Source organism: Tenacibaculum aiptasiae (genome assembly GCF_008806755.1).
In the GTDB taxonomy this organism is placed as follows: domain Bacteria; phylum Bacteroidota; class Bacteroidia; order Flavobacteriales; family Flavobacteriaceae; genus Polaribacter; species Polaribacter aiptasiae.
This window is the reverse complement of record NZ_WAAU01000036.1, coordinates 39083-58913: the sequence shown is the minus strand read 5'-3', so window position 1 is coordinate 58913 and position 19831 is coordinate 39083. Positions and strand designations below refer to the sequence as shown.

Annotated in this window: 15 protein-coding genes and 1 tRNA gene; 14 read left to right on the top strand and 2 right to left on the bottom strand. The window is 29.6% G+C overall.

The features are described from left to right. Positions 1-30 precede the first annotated feature (30 nt). The 13 genes from F7018_RS17460 to F7018_RS17400 all read left to right on the top strand — a co-directional run bounded on the left by F7018_RS17460 (position 31) and on the right by F7018_RS17400 (position 16724). The gene (locus F7018_RS17460; protein ID WP_150901391.1) at positions 31-1356 is read left to right on the top strand and encodes a DUF4876 domain-containing protein; all 1326 of its coding nucleotides are present in this window, start codon (positions 31-33) and stop codon (positions 1354-1356) included. Positions 1357-1418: 62 nt separating this feature from the next. Then, positions 1419-2945: a DUF6850 family outer membrane beta-barrel protein gene (locus F7018_RS17455; RefSeq protein ID WP_150901390.1), complete on the top strand. Its 1527-nt coding sequence runs from the start codon at positions 1419-1421 to the stop codon at positions 2943-2945. Between the two features lie 9 nt (positions 2946-2954). Continuing rightward, on the top strand, positions 2955-4067 hold the full coding sequence (locus tag F7018_RS17450) for a cytochrome-c peroxidase (RefSeq protein WP_150901389.1): 1113 nt from the start codon (positions 2955-2957) through the stop codon (positions 4065-4067). A 251-nt stretch (positions 4068-4318) separates the two neighbouring features. After that, a tRNA-Thr gene (locus tag F7018_RS17445) sits at positions 4319-4392 on the top strand. A gap of 100 nt (positions 4393-4492) precedes the next feature. After that, positions 4493-5098, top strand: coding sequence for a uridine kinase (gene udk, locus F7018_RS17440; RefSeq protein ID WP_150901394.1), 606 nt, complete (start codon positions 4493-4495; stop codon positions 5096-5098). 1 nt (position 5099) lies between these two features. Continuing rightward, on the top strand, positions 5100-5417 hold the full coding sequence (locus tag F7018_RS17435; RefSeq protein WP_150901388.1) for an FtsB family cell division protein: 318 nt from the start codon (positions 5100-5102) through the stop codon (positions 5415-5417). Then, entirely contained in the window at positions 5417-6766 is a 1350-nt protein-coding gene (locus tag F7018_RS17430; protein ID WP_150901387.1) for a methylmalonyl-CoA mutase subunit beta, read from the top strand. The genes F7018_RS17435 and F7018_RS17430 overlap by 1 nt, the downstream gene beginning before the upstream one ends. Then, positions 6759-8822 (top strand): methylmalonyl-CoA mutase, encoded by a 2064-nt coding sequence (gene scpA / locus F7018_RS17425; RefSeq protein ID WP_150901386.1) that lies wholly within the window; start codon positions 6759-6761, stop codon positions 8820-8822. The genes F7018_RS17430 and scpA overlap by 8 nt, the downstream gene beginning before the upstream one ends. A gap of 4 nt (positions 8823-8826) precedes the next feature. Beyond that, positions 8827-9705: a phosphatidylserine decarboxylase gene (locus tag F7018_RS17420; RefSeq protein ID WP_150901385.1), complete on the top strand. Its 879-nt coding sequence runs from the start codon at positions 8827-8829 to the stop codon at positions 9703-9705. A gap of 106 nt (positions 9706-9811) precedes the next feature. Beyond that, a complete protein-coding gene (gene ccsA / locus F7018_RS17415; RefSeq protein ID WP_150901384.1) occupies positions 9812-12958 on the top strand; it encodes a cytochrome c biogenesis protein CcsA in 3147 nt (1048 codons plus the stop codon). A gap of 53 nt (positions 12959-13011) precedes the next feature. Next, positions 13012-13527, top strand: coding sequence for a DUF2892 domain-containing protein (locus tag F7018_RS17410; RefSeq protein ID WP_150901383.1), 516 nt, complete (start codon positions 13012-13014; stop codon positions 13525-13527). A 56-nt stretch (positions 13528-13583) separates the two neighbouring features. After that, complete coding sequence (locus F7018_RS17405; protein ID WP_175578772.1) at positions 13584-14351, top strand: polysaccharide biosynthesis/export family protein; 768 nt, start codon at positions 13584-13586, stop codon at positions 14349-14351. A 12-nt stretch (positions 14352-14363) separates the two neighbouring features. Further along, positions 14364-16724 (top strand): GumC family protein, encoded by a 2361-nt coding sequence (locus F7018_RS17400; RefSeq protein ID WP_150901382.1) that lies wholly within the window; start codon positions 14364-14366, stop codon positions 16722-16724. 42 nt (positions 16725-16766) lie between these two features. On the opposite strand, the gene F7018_RS17395 is transcribed toward F7018_RS17400, so the two are convergent. Further along, positions 16767-17504: a tyrosine-protein phosphatase gene (locus F7018_RS17395; protein WP_150901381.1), complete on the bottom strand. Its 738-nt coding sequence runs from the start codon at positions 17502-17504 to the stop codon at positions 16767-16769. Between the two features lie 163 nt (positions 17505-17667). Here F7018_RS17395 and F7018_RS17390 point away from each other — a divergent pair, with 163 nt between their 5' ends. Continuing rightward, positions 17668-18519: an N-acetylglucosamine kinase gene (locus F7018_RS17390; protein WP_150901380.1), complete on the top strand. Its 852-nt coding sequence runs from the start codon at positions 17668-17670 to the stop codon at positions 18517-18519. Here the strand turns inward: F7018_RS17390 and F7018_RS17385 are convergent. Beyond that, positions 18516-19769, bottom strand: a complete 1254-nt coding sequence (locus tag F7018_RS17385; protein WP_150901379.1) for a UDP-N-acetylmuramoyl-tripeptide--D-alanyl-D-alanine ligase — start codon at positions 19767-19769, stop codon at positions 18516-18518. The genes F7018_RS17390 and F7018_RS17385 overlap by 4 nt on opposite strands. Between the last annotated feature and the right edge of the window lie 62 nt (positions 19770-19831).

Genomic DNA, 19831 nt, shown 5'->3' with positions numbered 1-19831 from the left:
AACAATAAACATTAATCAAAAACAAAAAAAATGAAATCTTTTAATAAATTAATAGCTTTTCTTATTGTTGTTACTTTTACGATGACATCTTGTAGTGATGATCCTATAATTCAACCAGTGACTTATGGTATCAAAGCTAACTTTGGTGAGGCATTCAATAATCAATCTACTGCTGGAATTCAAGTAAAATTAAAAAGTATCAATTCTACAGATGAATACATTTCAACTACAGATACTGAAGGAAATGTAAATTTTGACGCTGTAAATCCAGGTACATACAACCTTACAGCTACTGCTAGTTTTACTTCTAATGAATACAAAAACTTTTTTGGTGTAGCCACAACCGAAACTACCGTTAACTTTAGCGGTACATTAGATAATATTGTAATAAACAATAGTTCTGACATGAACAAAACCGTAGTTTTAAAAACTTCTAAAATTGGCGACCTACTAATTAAACAAGTATACTATGCTGGTTCTGATATTTTTAATTCCGCTAGTTTTAGAGATTTATTTTTTGAACTTTACAACAATTCTAACGAAGTAATATACCTTGACGGTTTACACTTTGCTCAAGTATATGGTAGAACGACAAGCTCTGTTAAAACATATACTTTAGCAAATGGACAATTCGACTGGACTAAATCTATTGATCAAACAAAAGGTGATAAATCAAATACAGATTACACATATGCTGATCATATTATTAAATTTCCTGGAACAGGAAAACAATATCCTTTAAACCCAGGTGAAAGTACTGTGGTTGCTGGTACTGCAATTAATCACAAACAACCTTTAGTTACACCTACTAAAACTTATCAAGTAGCAAAACCAGAGTTGACAATTGATTTAAGTGGTGCTAATTTTGAAGTAAACTTTGTTGATTACTTTAACAGTATTGGTAAAACACCTCTTTCTACTGACATTGACAATCCATCTGTACAAAACATGGATATTGTTTACAACAATTATCAAAGAGAATTAATTTTAGATCCATCTGGTAGAGATTCTTTTGTAATTTTCCGAATAGATGACTTTAATACTTTAAATAAAATACCTAATCCTCAAACTACTACCATTACTTCCAAAACAAGAAAATTTGTACAAATACCTAATAACATTATTATTGATGGTGTTGAAGTACGTAAAGCGGATGCCGCAAAAGCTGCACCTAGACGTTTAGACTCTTCTATAGATGCTGGACAAATGTTTGTACCTAAAGGACAATACTCATCTCAATCTATTATAAGAAAAGTAGCTCAAACTTTTGGAACTCGTAAAGTATTACAAGATACCAATAACTCTGAAAATGATTTTATCGCAATAGACATTCCAGTACCTGGAGGTTGGAATTAATATAACTCATAAAAAATAGAGAAGATCTTGTTACAAAACTAGATCTTTTCTTTTTAAAGGATATGAAAAAAGCTTTCACAACCATAATAATGTTACTCTCTTTTGCTAAGATAAATGCACAAGATAGTTTAAAAGTTCAACAAAACTTACAACACTTTTACTACGAAGATTTATTACAGAACTTTCATAAAACACCTTTTTTATTCTACATAAATAAGGTCAACAATTACACTCATACTACCTTATCCTATCAAAATAAACAAAACAACAAAGCTAAACAGCAGCAAGCTATTGAAGAAACAAATATTAATTTACAAACCGAGGGTATTTACAAAAAAAACACTACTCTTTTTACAGGTAATATAGGTTATACTCGCAACTATCTAGATGGTTTAGGCTGGAATACCACAAATCTTCATCCTTATAAAAATCCTGTAGAATCATCTCCTATTTATAATTTAGCTTATAAACGTGGAAATTGGGACAATCAATTTTATCGTCTCAACGGAAATTTAGTTTTACCTTTAATAAAAGATAAATTATTTACCACAATTAACATAAACTATAAAACACTTCAGTTTTTTAGAAAAAAAATAAATCCAATTCCCAAATTAAATTATTTAGATGTTTTTGTAAAAGCTTCACTTTATTATAAAATTTCTCCTCAAAAATATATTGGAGCTTTTGGTGGTTACGGATCTGTAAATAATAAATCAGAAATATCTTATTTAGGTGGAGGTTATGAAAACATTCCTAACAATACTGAAATCTATAGTAGAATATCATATGGATATGGACTTATTGAAACAGCTATCTTTTTGACAAACACAGAAAACGATATCAAATACAGCGGAGGATTTAATTATATTTCAAATAGGAAAAACAAACTATTACACGCCGAAATAAGATATGATAATACTACCACAAAATTTAACGCGGTAGATACTTCTGAAGAAATATTATTAGCCAAATACACAGTAAATAAAGTTTCTTCTAAAGTTAATTGGTATAATTTTAATAATGGTCATTCATTTTCTTTAAATGGAAATTATACTTCTGGAAGTAACTTCAAAATATCTACTAATGGTAAAAATTACGACGCTTCTTTAATTGATATTCAAGCAACCTATCAAATTTTAAAGCAAACAGACAATTTAATTAATCACAATTTTGGTATATATACTAGCTACTATCAACTAGAAAAGAAAGATTATCAAGCTGTAAATAGTTTTAATTTCGCTAATGCAAGTTTAGGTGCTTTTTATGGTAAAGATTTTAAAATCAAAAACAATAAAATCTACCTAAAAGCTAAAACAGACATCCTTTTCAATTTAAAAAAAGAAAAATTATTTAGTAATACTAACAACCGTTTTATTACTGATGTTGCTCTGCCTGACTTTTATTTAAACACCGCTAATAAATTAAATACGTCATTACAAATTGGATATCAACGTAAAGTTAAATCAGCTACCTATCTAACTTTAGGTACCACTTTACAACAACAATATTTTTTCAACTTAAACGAGAACATCACCTATAATAAAGGCTTCAATTATGGAGCAATGTTCTTTTTCAATATTACTTATTAATTTTTTAGCATGAGATATAGTATAATAGCTCTTATTATATTTAATTTATTGGTTTCCTGTAAACAGCAAAAATCAGAATATCAAGCTTTACAAGATATTTATAAAAAGAAACCTTCTGAATGGGTAAAACCATGGGTAGACAGTACCGTTACATGGAAAGAACTAGGAGTATTACCAAAACCTAACTATCCAAATAATGAGAAACCTTCAAAAGAACTCTTACAATTGGGTAAACAATTATTTTTTGATTCAAGATTATCACAAACAAAACAATTTGCTTGTGTTAGTTGCCATCATCCAATACAAAACTATACTGATAATAGAGAAAAATCTTTAGGTTTTATGCTTAAAGAAGGTAACAGAAACGCTCCAACTGTGTTAAACCTATCTTATAACAAACATTTTTTTTGGGATGGAAGAGCTGCCTCACTTGAAGAACAAGCTTTAGGTCCATTTCAAAACCCTGTAGAAATGAATACTCATCTAGATACAGTAGTCTCTAGAGTAAAAAGTATAAAAGGTTATAGAAAAGTTTTCAAAAATATTTTTAATAAAGAAGATATTATTATAGAAGACATTGCTTATGCAATAGCAATGTTTGAACGATCGTTAATTAGTCGTAAATCTAAATTTGATAATTTTTTACTAGGAAAAAAAGAACTCGACGAAAACGAATTAAAAGGATTACATTTATTTAGAACTAAAGGCCGTTGTTTAACATGTCATAACGGACCTTTATTCACCGATAATAAATTTCATAACTTAGGACTTACCTATTACGGCAGGAAATTTGAAGACTTAGGTAGATATAATATTACTAAAAAAAAGGAAGATGTAGGAAAATTCAAAACACCTAGTCTACGAGATGTTATGCGTACAGGTCCATGGATGCATAATGGTTTATTTGGAAAAATGGATGGAATTTTAAATATGTATAGTAATGGAATGCCCAGACCTAGACGTAGGGAGCACCAAAAAAACGACAGTTTATTTCCTACAACTTCGCCTTTAATACAAAAGTTAGATTTAACAGAAGAGGAAAAAGAAAATATTATTGCTTTTTTAGAAAGCCTTTCCGCTCCTGCTTTTCGCATTTCAACACCAGAATTACCTAAAGAATAAATTTAAAACCATATTTATAAAACTCAAAGAAATCCTCTCGGCCTTTAAAAATTGATATAATTTTAATTGAATCATATTTTTCAATATTTTTTTGAAAAAAAATTAGCATTCAAAAAAAAACTCAAGCTTTTAAAAAACAAACAGTTACAAACCTCAAAAAAAACTTCTCAATTTTTACCCTAAAAAAAAGTGAAAAAAGTTTTTGGCAGTATCAAAAAACCTTCTATATTTGCAGCGCCTTAAAGGAAAAGGCCGATGTAGCTCAGCTGGCTAGAGCAGCTGATTTGTAATCAGCAGGTCGGGGGTTCGAGTCCCTTCATCGGCTCAGAAACAAAAAGCGTTAACTTAAGTTAGCGCTTTTTTTGTTTACATATTTTCCTAAATTTGTCTTGAAAATTTTATCTTAATTAAACTCAATGAAAAATATATTTGTTATTGGTATTGCTGGTGGAACCGGAAGTGGAAAAACTACTGTAGTAAATCAAATAATTAACGAACTTCCACAAGATGAAGTTTGTGTAATCTCACAAGACTCATACTACAACCAAACCGATAACTTAACATACGATGAGCGTACTAAGATAAATTTTGACCACCCAAGAGCTATTGACTTTGATTTATTAGTTCAACACCTAACAGATCTAAAGAACAATAAAATAATTGAACAACCTGTATACTCTTTTGTAGCTCACAATAGAACCAAAGACACTATTAAAACACATCCACGTAAGGTTGTAATTATTGAAGGAATCTTAATCTTTAACAGTAAAGAATTAAGAAACCTTTGCGACATTAAAGTTTTTGTACATGCCGATGCAGACGAACGCTTAATTAGACGTGTAAGAAGAGACATAAAAGAACGCGGTAGAGACATTGACGAAGTTTTAAGCAGATACCAAAGCACCTTAAAACCTATGCATCAACAATTTATTGAACCAACAAAAAATTATGCAGATATTATAATACCTAACGACAGGTATAATACTGTAGCTATAGATATCGTTAGAACAGTAATTAACGACCGTTTATAAGATGAATTTAAAATCACTAAAAAACAAACCATCCTTTAAAATAGCAACTAACATATATGTTATTATCTTAACAATATTTGTTTTCTGGATGCTTTTTTTAGATGAAAATTCATATCTTACCCATAGAGAGTTCAATAAAGAAATCAAGGAACTTGAAACCTGGATTGACTACCACCAAAAAAAGATTAAGAAAGATAAAGAGACAATCGAAAAACTTAAAGATTCTCTTCAACTAGAACGCTATGCTCGTGAAAAATACTTGATGAAGAAAGAGAATGAAGATATATATATTATTGAATTTGATACCATACAGAAATAATGAGTAATTATTTATTTAATGAATTCAACGAAATTAGCCCTGCAGAATGGAAACAAAAAATCCAAGTAGATCTTAAAGGCGCTGATTACAACGAAACACTTCTTTGGAAAACTAACGAAGGAATTACCGTAAAGCCTTTTTATTCAAAAGAAGATCGAACACAATTAAAATCGAACACTTCTAATGAAGGCTTCAAAGTATGCCAATCTATCTTCGTTGAAGATGAAAAAAAAGCAAATTCTTTCGCTTTAGATTCATTAAATAGAGGAGCTAAATCAATAGAGTTTAAAGCTAAGAGTAAATTCAACCATAAAGCTCTACTAGATAAAATCGACACTCAAAATATTACCATTTATTTCAACTTAAAATTTTTAGAATCAGATTTCATTATTGAATTATCGGAATTTGTTAATTCTAAAAACTGTTATTTCAATATAGATATAATTGGAAACCTTGCTAATTCTGGAAATTGGTTTAGCAACCTAAACAATGATCACAAAGAACTAGAAAGAATTATCTCTTCTACCGACAACTCTATTTGCGTAAATGCTTCAATATATCAAAATGCAGGTGCAAATATTACCCAGCAATTAGCTTATTCGTTAGCCCATGCAAATGAATATTTAAATCACTTCGGAAAAGATATAATCAATAAAATACATTTCAATTTTTCAGTTGGAAGTAATTACTTTTTTGAGATAGCTAAACTAAAAGCTTTTAGGATTCTATGGGATGCTCTTTTAAAAGAATACAATACTGAAAATCAAAAAGCACATATTTACGTTCAACCAAGCTCACGAAATAAAACATTATATGACTATAATGTAAATATGCTACGTACTACCTCAGAATGCATGAGTGCTATACTAGGAGGAGCTAACACGGTAAGCAACATATCTTATGATGATATTTTTCACCACTCAAACGAATTTGGTGAACGAATTTCAAGAAATCAGCTATTAATCTTACAGCAAGAAAGCGAATTAGCTAACGCTCAAAATTATGCCGATGGTGCTTATTACATAGAAGCAATCACACAACAATTAGCACAGAATGCTTTAGTTATTTTTAAGTCGATAGAACAAGGAGGAGGCTTCTTACAACAACTTAAAGAAGGAACTATTCAACGAAAAATAAAAGAATCAGCAGACAACGAACAAGAAAAATTCGATTCAGGCGAATTAGTTTTACTAGGAACTAACAAAATTCAAAACGAAAAGGATTTAATGAAAAACGATTTAGAATTATTCCCTTTTGCAAAAACTAGAAATGAAAAAACTCTAATACAGCCAATTATCCAAAAACGATTAGCTGAAAAGTTAGAACAAGAACGATTAAGTAATGAGTAGAAAAGATATATCAAATATAAAACTAGCAGAAAGCCAAGATATAGAAAACAAAAGCTTCCCTCATGAAAATTTCGTTGCAGGGATTGCTCCAAATTTACGTGGTCCATATTCAACAATGTATGTCCGTAGACCATGGACTATTAGACAATATGCCGGTTTTTCAACAGCTGAAGAAAGTAATGCTTTTTACAGAAGAAATTTAGCTGCAGGACAAAAAGGGCTTTCAGTTGCCTTTGATTTAGCAACCCACAGAGGTTACGATTCAGATCACGAACGCGTTCAAGGAGATGTAGGTAAAGCTGGAGTAGCCATAGATTCTGTGGAAGACATGAAGGTTTTATTTGATCAAATACCTTTAGATAAAATGTCGGTTTCTATGACAATGAATGGAGCCGTATTACCTATTCTTGCTTTTTATATTGTTGCTGCAGAGGAACAAGGAGTAGAACCTAAATTACTTACTGGAACTATTCAAAATGATATCTTAAAAGAATTTATGGTGCGTAACACCTATATCTACCCACCTACTCCATCAATGAAAATTATTGCAGATATTTTCAAGTATACTTCTGAAAATATGCCAAAATTCAATTCAATATCTATTTCTGGATACCACATGCAAGAGGCTGGTGCCACTGCAGAAATTGAATTGGCCTACACTTTAGCTGACGGATTAGAATACATCAAAAAAGGATTAGAAGCCGGAATGGATATTGATACCTTCGCCCCTCGCCTTTCTTTTTTCTGGGCTATTGGAATGAATCATTTTATGGAAATCGCAAAAATGCGAGCAGGTAGAATGCTATGGGCTAAGCTAGTAAAACAGTTCAATCCTAAAAATCCAAAATCACTAGCCTTAAGAACACATTGTCAAACAAGCGGATGGTCTTTAACAGAACAGGATCCTTTTAACAATGTAGCAAGAACAACTATTGAGGCTATGGCAGCAGCTTTTGGTGGAACACAAAGTTTACACACCAATGCTTTAGATGAAGCAATAGCACTTCCTACAGATTTTTCTGCTAGAATTGCTCGAAACACACAAATATACTTACAACAGGAAACCAACATTACCAAAACTGTTGACCCTTGGGCTGGTAGTTATCATGTTGAACAATTAACTGAAGAAATCGCAAACAAAGCTTGGGACTTAATTAAAGAAGTTGAAGAGCTAGGTGGAATGACCAAAGCTATTGAGAAAGGTATACCTAAAATGCGTATCGAAGAAGCCGCTGCTAAAAAACAAGCAAAAATAGACAGCGGTCAAGATGTAATTGTTGGTGTAAATAAATATCAACTAGAACAAGAAGACCCTTTACATATTTTAGAAGTAGATAATGAAGCTGTAAGACAATCTCAAGTTGACAGGCTAAACGATTTAAAAGCTAAAAGAAATCAAACAGAAGTTGATGAGATTTTAACTGAATTAACCGAATGTGCTAAAACAGGCGAAGGCAATTTATTAGATTTAGCTGTAAAAGCTGCTAGAAAACGAGCTACTTTAGGCGAAATTTCCGATGCAATGGAAAGTGTTTTCGGACGTCATAAAGCAGTTCACAAAACCATATCAGGCGTGTACAGTAAAGAAATAAAAGACGACAAATTATTTAAAAAAGCAACTGAACTAGCTGATCAATTTGCTGAATTAGAAGGTAGACGACCTCGAATTATGATTGCCAAATTAGGACAAGATGGACATGATCGTGGGGCAAAAGTAGTAGCTACAGGATATGCCGACTTAGGTTTTGACGTAGATATAGGACCTCTTTTTCAAACTCCAATCGAAGCAACTAAACAAGCCATTGAAAACGATGTTCATATTTTAGGAATATCCTCATTAGCAGCAGGCCATAAAACATTAGTACCACAAGTTATTGCTGAACTTAAAAAATATGGTCGTGAAGATATAATGGTTATTGTTGGAGGAGTAATTCCTGCACAAGACTACCAGTTCTTATTTGATGCTGGTGCAGTAGGTGTTTTTGGACCTGGAACCAAAATAGCACAAGCAGCTATTGATATGTTAACTATTTTAATTGACAGTATAGAAGAATAAAGCCATGCAAATAAAATTCATTGATAGAGAATCTGGTAACACAATTATAGAAACTCCTCCTGGAGAAGCGTTCCTAAAATTATTATACAATAACCCATTCGGTAAAATGGCTATTTTACCTATAGCTAAACGTAAGTTTTTATCATCTTGGTATGGTAAAAAAATGAGCAAACCTAAGTCTACAAAAAAAATAGAAAGCTTTGTAGCACAGTTAGGTATTGATATAAACGAAGCTGAAAAATCTATTTCTGAGTTTACCTCTTTCAATGATTTCTTTTATAGAAAATTAAAACCCAATGCCAGACCCATAAATTCTGGCTTTGTCTCTCCTGGTGATGGAAAAATGTTGGCTTTTGAAAACATTTCTGACATCCACAACTTCTTTGTAAAAGGTAGAAAATTTACACTTAAAGAATTTTTAGGCAACGAAGAATTAGCAGAAAAACACAAAGATTCTTCTTTGATTATTTTAAGATTAGCTCCTAATGATTACCACAGATATCATTTTCCTTTTGATGGAGTCCCTTCTGAAATGACAAAAATAAAAGGTGATTATTTTTCTGTTTCTCCATATGCTTTAGCTTCCAATTTTACAAAGGTTTTTTGCGAAAATAAACGTGAATATTGTATTTTATCAACAGAAGAAAAAGGAGACATCGTCATAGCACCAGTCGGCGCAACAATGGTAGGAAGCATTATTGAAACTTATACTGCAAACACCCCAATAAAAAAGGGTGACGAAATGGGGTATTTTGCTTTTGGAGGCTCAACTATTGTTCTTCTAGTAAACAAAGAAAAAATAGCTATAGATCAAGATATTATAGAAAACACAAAAAACCGTATAGAGACTTTTGTTAAAATGGGGGAAACAATAGGAAAGTAATCTATTTACTTTAACACTTCTCTACCCTTAAAAATGATTGAAATCATAATTTTATTACAGCTTTAATCCGTAAATTTGCGAAGTTTTATACTTATCAGATTTACAGATGAAAAAAGTTCTTAATATTCTTTACTCAACTCGCCTGATGGCCGTGTTGTTTTTTGCTATTTCAATTGCCATGGGAGTTGCTACTTTTATAGAAAACGACTATGGTACTCAAACCTCAAAAGCTTTAGTTTACAACACTTGGTGGTTTGAATTAATTATGATTTTTTTCACTATCAATTTCTTTGGAAATATTTTCAGATACAAATTATATAAAAAAGAAAAGTGGTCTGTTTTATTATTCCACGTAGCTTTCTTATTCATTTTAATTGGAGCTGGAATTACCCGTTATATCAGTTATGAAGGTTTAATGATTATTGATGAAGGAGAAACTACAAATACTTTTTTCTCAGACATCAATTACCTTAACGTAATTATAGACGACAATCAGTTTCAAAAAGAAACAAACAATAAACTTTTATTATCAGCTTGGGGAAGTAATTCCGCTAGTTTTACAGAATATTTCCAACCTAAAAAAGATGGTAAAAACCATCAAATAGACTTTAAACTTATTGATTACATTCCTTGGGTAGAAAAGAAATTTATTGAGGACGATAACGGAGTAGAACATATCAAATTTGTTGAGAGTTCTAGTGGAAGTAGACATGAACATTATATCAAACGAGGTCAGATTCAAAATATCCATAATATTTTAGTTGGCTTTGATGCTAAGGATGGAAATGCTAACATTAATATTTTTAAAAGAAATGATTCTTTAAAAATAATTACAAAATCTGCTGGTAACTACCAAGTAATGGCTACTCAACAAAAAGGTTTTGTAAAACAAGATACTATTCAAGATTTTAAACTACGTTCACTTTACAATGTTTCTGGTTTACCTTTTGTAGTTCCTCAGTACCCTACTAAAGGAGACATTAAAACTGTTAGAGGAAAAAAAGACAATAAAAAATACGACATGGTTATTTTTGATGTAACTACAGATGGAAAAACTGAGCGTATCGAATTAACAGGAGGACAGTTTAATGTAGACGGGCAAAAACAATTTAAAATTGGAGATTTGAATTTTAGAGCTTGGTATGGCGCTAAACAGCGTGTAACTCCTTTTAGCGTAAAACTAAATGATTTTCAATTAGAAAAATATCCTGGTTCAGAAAACGCAGCTTCTTTTGCTAGTGAAATTACTGTTTTTGATAAAGATGAAACTTTTGATTTTAGAATTTTTATGAATAATATTTTACACTATAAAGGATATCGTTTATTTCAATCAAGTTACTTAAATGCTGGTGAAAAAATTGAACAAACTCACCTTTCTATAAACCACGATTCTTGGGGTACAGCTGTAACTTATATTGGTTATTTTCTATTATTTTTTGGTTTAATCGCTTCTTTATTTGTGAAAAATACTCGCTTTTACGATTTAAAAAAATCGTTAGAAAAAATACGAACTAAAAAAGCTACACTTTCAATTATACTATTATTAATTAGTTCTATAGCTTTTTCTCAACACAACACGCATAAACCAAAAGAATTATCAGAAACTCAAATTGATTCTATATTACAAAAATCAATAGTTGATAAAAAACATGCTGATTTATTTAGTCAATTAGTAATACAAGATGCAGGTGGAAGAATGAAACCCGCACATACTTTTGCTTCTGAATTAGTGCGAAAAGTTGCACACACCGATAATTTTAAAGGTTTAACTCCTAGTCAAATTTTAGTTTCTATAACTGAAGCACCTATGTTTTGGTTAAATGTTCCTTTTATTTATTTAGAAAAAGGAAATACGCAAATACGTGAAGTTCTTGGTTTACCAAAAGATACAAAATACGCTCGTTTTATTGATTTTTATGACGAAAATGGTACTTCAAAAATTAGTCATTTAGTTATTGAAGCTCAGAAAAAAAGAATACAAAGTAAATTAGAGCAAGACGCTATAAAAATAGAGCGTAGAGTTTGGCTATTATCTCAAGCTTTAGGTGGAGGTATATTAAGAATATACCCAATTCCAAATGATGAAAATAACAAATGGGTATCGCAACCTGAAACTTCACAAGCTAATTTTAGAGGAACTGACTCTGTATTTGTTCGTCAATCATTACCTGTATATTTTCAATTATTACAAGCTTCTAAAAAAACAGGAGATTACACAGAAACTAATAAAATTTTAGATGGCATTAAAAAGTTCCAGAGAAAATTTGGTTCAAAAGTAATTCCTACTCAAGATAAAATACAATTAGAAATTGCTTATAATAAAGCTAATATTTTTGTTAAGCTGGCTAAATACTACGGATACGTTAGTTTACTAATGATTATATTCGTTTTCTTCCAAATATTCAACAATAAACCCTGGATTAATTACGCCATCAAAGCTTTTATAGGAATAATAATCATACTTTTTATTATACATGTATTAGGTTTAGCTGCACGATGGTACATTAGTGGTAATGCTCCTTGGAGTAACGCTTATGAAACCATAATCTTTGTAGGATTAGCCTCTATGTTTTTTGGCTTAATTTTAGGTAAGAAATCCTCTTTAACGATTGCAGCTACTACATTTTTAACTGCTATCATATTATCTTTTGCTCATCAAAACTGGTTAGATCCTGAAATTGCTAACTTAGTACCTGTATTAAACTCGTGGTGGCTATATGTACATGTTTCTATTATTGTTTCTGGTTATGGGCCTTTTGCCTTAGGTATGATTCTAGGTATATTTTCTTTATTCTTAATCATTTTTACAAATGAAAAAAACAAAAAGAAAATGAAGTTACACCTAAATGAGCTAACAACTATAAACGAAATGGCCTTAACTGTTGGTTTAGTCTTATTCACTGTTGGTAACTTTTTAGGTGGAATGTGGGCAAATGAAAGTTGGGGACGTTACTGGGGATGGGATCCAAAAGAAACTTGGGCTTTAATATCAATTATGATATATGCTTTTGTATTACATATGCGTTTAATCCCTGGATTACGTAGTAAATATACATTTAATCTTTGGTCAATTATTGCATTTGCTTCTGTTATGATGACATACTTTGGAGTTAACTTCTACCTATCTGGCTTACATTCTTATGCAAGTGGAGATAAAGTAATTACTCCAAATTCAGTATACTATTCTGTATCTTTTGTCTTTATCATCGGTTTAATTGCATGGTTTAAACACAAGAAGTTTTACAAAAAATAATTATAAATAAATAAGAATAACGTACTTTTGCGCGTTGTTAAAAAAAAGAAATTATGTTCAATAAAAATATAAAATTAGTTTTAGCTGGATTAACTGTTATTTGGTCAGTATATGAATTTACTCAAGGCCACATAATGAATGGTATATCTATATTACTATTGGCAGGGATATTCATCTTATTTTATTTTAAAAACGAATTTATTTTATTAGCCTTTCTAAAATTAAGAAAGCAAGATTTTGAAGGAGCTAAGAAATGGCTTAGCTATATTAAAAATCCATCAAGTGCTTTAATCAAAAAGCAAGAAGGATATTTCAACTATCTTCATGGTATTATGCTTTCTCAAACAAATATTACTCAGGCAGAAAAGTTTTTAAGAAAAGCTGTAAAATTGGGATTAGCAATGGATCATGATTTAGCAATGGCTAAATTACAATTAGCTGGTATTGCTATGACCAAACGTAGAAAACGTGAAGCAACTAATTTAATGGCCGAAGCTAAAAAACTTGACAAGCATGGCATGTTAAAAGAGCAAATGCAAATGATGAAGCAGCAGATGAAGAAAATTTAAATAGGCTAAAAAACATAAGAAAAATTAAATTAGTACTTTCGCAAAAAAATAAACAAATGCTAAGAATCATTAAAATTTCGTTAGTCTTAGTTGCGCTAACAATTTCTTCATGTGTTTCGAAGAAGGAAATTGTATATTTTCAAAATCATGAAGCAAATCAATCATTAGTTAATAACACCTATAAAACTATTTTTAAACCAAATGATTTAGTGCAAATTACAATTTCAGCATTAGATATTGAGGCTGTAAAACCTTTTAATTTACCGATTGTTAACTTTGCAACAACAACAGATAATGTTGTAGGTACTCCTCAACAACAATCATATTTAATTGACAATAATGGTTTTATTGAATTTCCTCTTTTAGGAAACATAAAATTAGCTGGTCTTACTAGACCTGAAGCTATCTCTCTCTTAAAAGAAAAATTATCACCAGATTATGTTAAAAATCCGACCATAAATATAAGAATATCTAATTTTTCAGTTACAGTGTTAGGTGATGTTAAAAATCCTGGGAGATTCATTATTCCAAATGAAAGAATTTCTGTACTTGAAGCAGTAGGTTTAGCAGGTGATTTAAACATTTCTGGTATAAGGAATATCGAGGTAAAAAGAGAAAATAACAATAAAATCATTACATACAACTTAGATTTACGTTCAAATAAAATTTTTACATCTCCTGCTTATTTTTTACAACAAAATGACGTTGTATATGTAAAACCTAACAAAGCAACTTCACAATCGGCCTCTTACAACCAAAATACTGGTTTATTTATATCTATAGGTTCTGTAATTATTTCATTAATTTCTATTTTAACTAGGTAACCATAATCGATCATGAACAACGAACAATATTCTCAGAAAATTCAACATGGCAATCCGATTAATATTAGAGCTGAATTAGAAAAGTATTTAATTCATTGGAAGTGGTTTGTCTTAGGTATCCTTTTTTCTATCATTGGAGCTTTTTTATATTTAAGATATAGTACTCCTAAATACAATGCTTCAACAACTATTTTAATTAAAAATGACAAAAAAGGAGGCCTTTCAGATGAGCTTGCTGCATTTGGAGATCTTGGTATTATTGGTAGTACTAATAAAAATATTGACAATGAAATTGAAATTCTTAAATCAAGAAAATTAATTCATGATGTCATAACAAAATTAAATTTAAATATTAAATATTTAATTAAAGGAAGAATAAAAGAATCTGAAACTTATAATACATCAGCAATCACTTTAGTCCCAAAAGATTCTTTATTTCATAAGCTAGATACTATTATCAATATTCATATTTTGTCTGATAATAAATTTAAATTATTAGATGAAGATGGTAGCTTTATTTCTGAAAACTTGTTCAATGAACCTATTAAAAGTAAAAAAATAGGAGAGTATAAAATCATAAAAAATAATAATTTTACAAAAAAATCAGTAAATCAAAACTTAAAAATAGCTATTAGGTCAATAAATAAAATTATTGATTCATATCAAAAAATCATTCGTATCTCTCCAATAAATAAAAAGTCTAGTGTTGTAAGGATGTCATTACAATCAGCAGTTATGCAAAAAGCTGAAGATATTTTAGACGAATTGGTTATTCAATATAATAATGATGCTATTGCTGACAAAAAGAAAGTTTCTGAAAAAACAAATGACTTTATAATTGAACGATTAAATAGTGTCGGTAATGAATTAGCTGGTATTGATAATAAAGTTCAAATATTCAAAAGTAAAAATAACATTACTGATATTGAATCAGAAGCTAAACTTACTTTAGAAACCAAAACATTAAATCGACAAAAATTAATTGAAGCTACAACTGAACTAAGCTTGGTAAAGTCTTTAAGTAATGAGCTTACGAACAATGATTATTTACCTGCCAATTTAGGCTTAACTGACCCCAATATAGGTAAGTCTATTGCTGAATATAATTTATTAATAGCTCAACTAAAGCGCCTAGAAAAAAGCGCTGGAGAAAAAAATATTGTTCTAATAGAAGTCCAAGACAATATTTCAAATTTAAAAAGTTCACTTAGTAGAAGTTTGAATAATACAATTAGATCATTACAAATAAAGGTAAACAGTTTACAACGTGAATCAGGGAGATTTAATTCTAAAATTTCATCAATACCTTCAAAAGAAAGAGAATTTTTAGACATAGCTCGTCAACAAGAAATTAAAGCAGGTTTGTATTCTTATCTATTGAAGAAAAAAGAAGAAACGGCTATATCTTTGACAGCTAATGCTGTTCCCAATGCTAAAATTATAGACAAAGCTTATAGCTCTAATATCCCTGTAAGCCCTAAGAAAAAGATAATTTACTTAGCTGCTCTATTATTAGGATTAATAATCCCTTTTATTGTCATTTATTTAAGGGAACTTCTTGACACTAAAGTTCATACAAAAAAAGATATTGAAGAGAACACTACAATACCATATCTTGGAGACATACCTCATTCTATAACAAGAGAGAAAATTGTTATAAACTCTAGTGCCCGTTCAAGTACAGCTGAAGCTTTCAGGCTAATTAGAACAAACTTAGATTTTATGCTACCTGAGAAAACAGAAAATAAAGGTAGTACTATATTCGTTACTTCTACTACAAGTGGAGAAGGAAAATCATTTACTTCAATAAATCTAGCAGCTTCTTTATCTTTATCTGGGAAAAAAGTTATTCTAGTTGGAATGGATTTGAGAGCTCCTAAAATCACAGAGTATCTTGAAATCCCTGACAGAAAAGGTATTACCAATTTTTTAACTAACAATAGTATTACCTTAGACTCTTTAAAATTTTCAATTGATGAAATACCTAGTTTAGATATTATTGCTTCTGGAGCTATTCCTCCTAATCCAGCGGAATTATTAATGTCTAAAAAAATTGGAGATATTTTTACGGAATTAGAAGAAAAATATGACTATGTTATTATAGATACTGCTCCAGTAAATTTAGTAACTGATACAATGCTTATTTCTAAACATGCTGATTTGGTTATTTATGTAACCAGAGCTAATTATTTAGACAAGCGTATGCTTGTTGTACCACAAACTTTATACAGAGATAAAAAACTACCTAATTTAGCTATTGTTTTAAATGATGTTGATTTAAAACGTGGTTATGGTTATGGTTATGGATATGGATACGGCTATGGTATTCCTGAAGAAGAAGATTTACCTTGGTATAAAAGAATCTTTAATTAATAATTATAAATAAAAAAGGAAGCAAATTGCTTCCTTTTTTATTTATAAGAACTTTTTATTATTGTTTAACAAATGTTCAATTTGCTTTCTTATTTTAACTGTACCTATTTTATTTAACAACTTAAGATGATTATGATGATGTGTATCTGTCCCAACAAAATCATACATATTCTCTTTTAATAATTTTTGAGCTGTTTTCTGTACTCCTTTTCCGTATTGTTCAGTTAATGACAATAAGTTTAATTGAAAAACACATCCTGCTTTTTTTAATTTATAAAAATTCTGAAAATCATTATGATAAAAATTATAACGCTCTGGATGAGCTAAGACAGGTTTATAACCTTTTAACTGAATTTCAAATAAAACATCATATAAATTATAAGGGGCATTAAAATATGACATTTCAACCAAAATATAATTGTCTTTTAAAGTTAGAATATCATCAGCTTTTAATCTTTCAACGAATTGTTCGTCCATCATATATTCTGCTGCTGCGTTAATCTTTATATCATCGAAACCTTGTTTTTTTAGCTCTGCTCTAACTATTTCTAATTTATCTTTTATCGTTTTAGAAGAGTTTGGATATACATCTCCTAAAACATGTGGTGTAGTAATAAAGTTTTTAATACCATAAGAATACATCTTAGTTATCAAAGAAATTGAATTTTCTAAATCTTTTGCTCCATCATCAATCCCAGGAAGTAAATGAGAATGGATATCTATAAATCCATCAGGAAACAGTTCATTTAAAGGAATCTCTTTTTTCTTAAAAAACAACATATTTTATTTTTATCTCTTAATTATTTTACAAATTTAAACTAATAATCCACCTTAACTAAACAAAAATTACACCTTTTTTTATTACGAAATCGATTGAGATTAATACAACTATTGTGCAACTAATTATGATAGTATATATTTGAGCAAAACTAAATAAAATATAATGATTTTAATAGCTGATGGTGGTTCTACAAAAGCAGATTGGATTGCTTTAGACAATAATAAAGAAGAAGTTTTTAGAGTAAGAACATTAGGTTTAAATCCAGCTGTAGTTTCAAAAGAAGAATTATTAAATAGAATTGAGAATATATTTCAGCTTATTAACATTAAGGAAGCTGTTGAAGCAATTCATTTTTATGGAGCTGGTTGCGGAACTGCTATACCTATTAAAATTTTACATGATGTTTTAAAATCCATTTTCTCAAATGCATCTATAAACATATCTGAAGATATGTTAGCTGCTGTGTATGCTAGTTCAGCTCAAAACCCAGCCATTGTTTGTATTTTAGGGACAGGGTCTAATAGCTGTTATTATGATGGCAATAATATGGAAATGATAACTCCTTCATTAGGTTATACTATTATGGATGAAGCTAGCGGTAACTATTTTGGTAAACAATTATTAAAAGATTATTATTATAGGAAAATGCCTCAAAAAATTGCTAAATCTTTTGAAGAAGAATTTAATGTTGATGCAGACTATATTAAATTGAACCTATATAGGAAACCCAATCCTAATATGTATTTAGCTTCATTTGCTAAATTCATGTTTGATTATAAAGATAAAAAGTACATTAAGAAAATTATTAAAAAAGGCTTTCAAGAGTTTTTTAAATATAGAATTTTACCATATCAGAAAGGAACTGAAACACCAATTTACTTTATAGGATCTATAGCATACTACTTTATAGATATATTAGAAAATGTAGCTTCCAAGAACAACCTAATTATTACTGATGTTATCCAACGTCCTATAGATAACTTAGTGAAATTCCATATGGAAAATGACATTTAACAAAATGGCAATATTTTTTCTAAAGTAATTCCTCGTGATCCTTTAATTAGGATTGTACTATCCTTAATTGGCTTTTTAGTTAAATATTCTTTTAACTCTTCTAAAGTTTTAAACTTGAGATGATTTGTTTTTGTTTCGAAAAAATTATTTCCAACTAACAAAACATTAGAAAATTTAGCTTTAGAGACGTAATCAACTATTTTTTGATGTTCTACCCCACTATAATCCCCAAGCTCAAACATATCCCCTAAAACAATTGTTTTATGGTTAGATTTATACAATATAAAACTATCTAAAGCAGCTTTCATACTTGTAGGATTGGCATTATATGCATCTAAAATTATTTTGTTGTTTTCTGTTTCTATAATTTCTGATCTATTATTAGAAGGAATGTAGTTTTCAATAGCTTTTTTTATTTCTTTTTCTGATACTTTAAAGTAACTACCTATAGTAATTGCTGCACTTATATTTGCATAATTATAACTTCCTATAAGCTTACTGTGTATCTTTTCATCATTAAAAATTAAATTAACGAATGGATTAGCATCAATAAATTTAATGGATTCTTCAAATCGTATAACATCTATTCCTTTAGTTTTTTCAATTTGAATTGGATCATCTGAGTTTAAAAAAACTTTTCCTTTAGAATCTCTAATAAAATCATATAATTCAGATTTACCTTTAATTACTCCTTCTATAGACCCAAAACCTTCTAAATGAGCACTTCCAAAATTAGTAATATAACCATAGTTTGGTTCTACAATCTTAGATAAAAAAGCAATTTCTTTTTGATGATTAGCTCCCATTTCAACAATTCCTATTTCAGTGTCAGAATTCATCGAAAGTAGTGTTAAAGGAACTCCTATATGGTTATTCAAATTTCCTTTTGTAGCTGTCGTTCTAAATCTACAAGATAGCACTGCATTAATCAACTCTTTTGTCGTAGTCTTACCGTTACTACCTGTTAAAGAAATTATTGGAATATTTAGTTGATTTCTATGATAATTAGCCAAATTTTGTAAGGCCTTTAATACATTATCTACTAAAATTACATTATCATTTGTTTTATATTCAATTTCATCAACAACTGCATATTTAGCTCCCTTTGCCAATGCATCAGAAGCAAATTTATTCCCATTAAAGTTATCACCTTTAAGTGCAAAAAAAATCGAATTGTTTCTTATTTTTCTTGTATCAGTATCAACTAAACCATGTTGAATAAACAACCTATATAATTCCTTTACATCCATGTTGTAAAAATAAAAAACCTCATTGAATTTCAATGAGGTTTAATTTATAATTTAAAAGATAA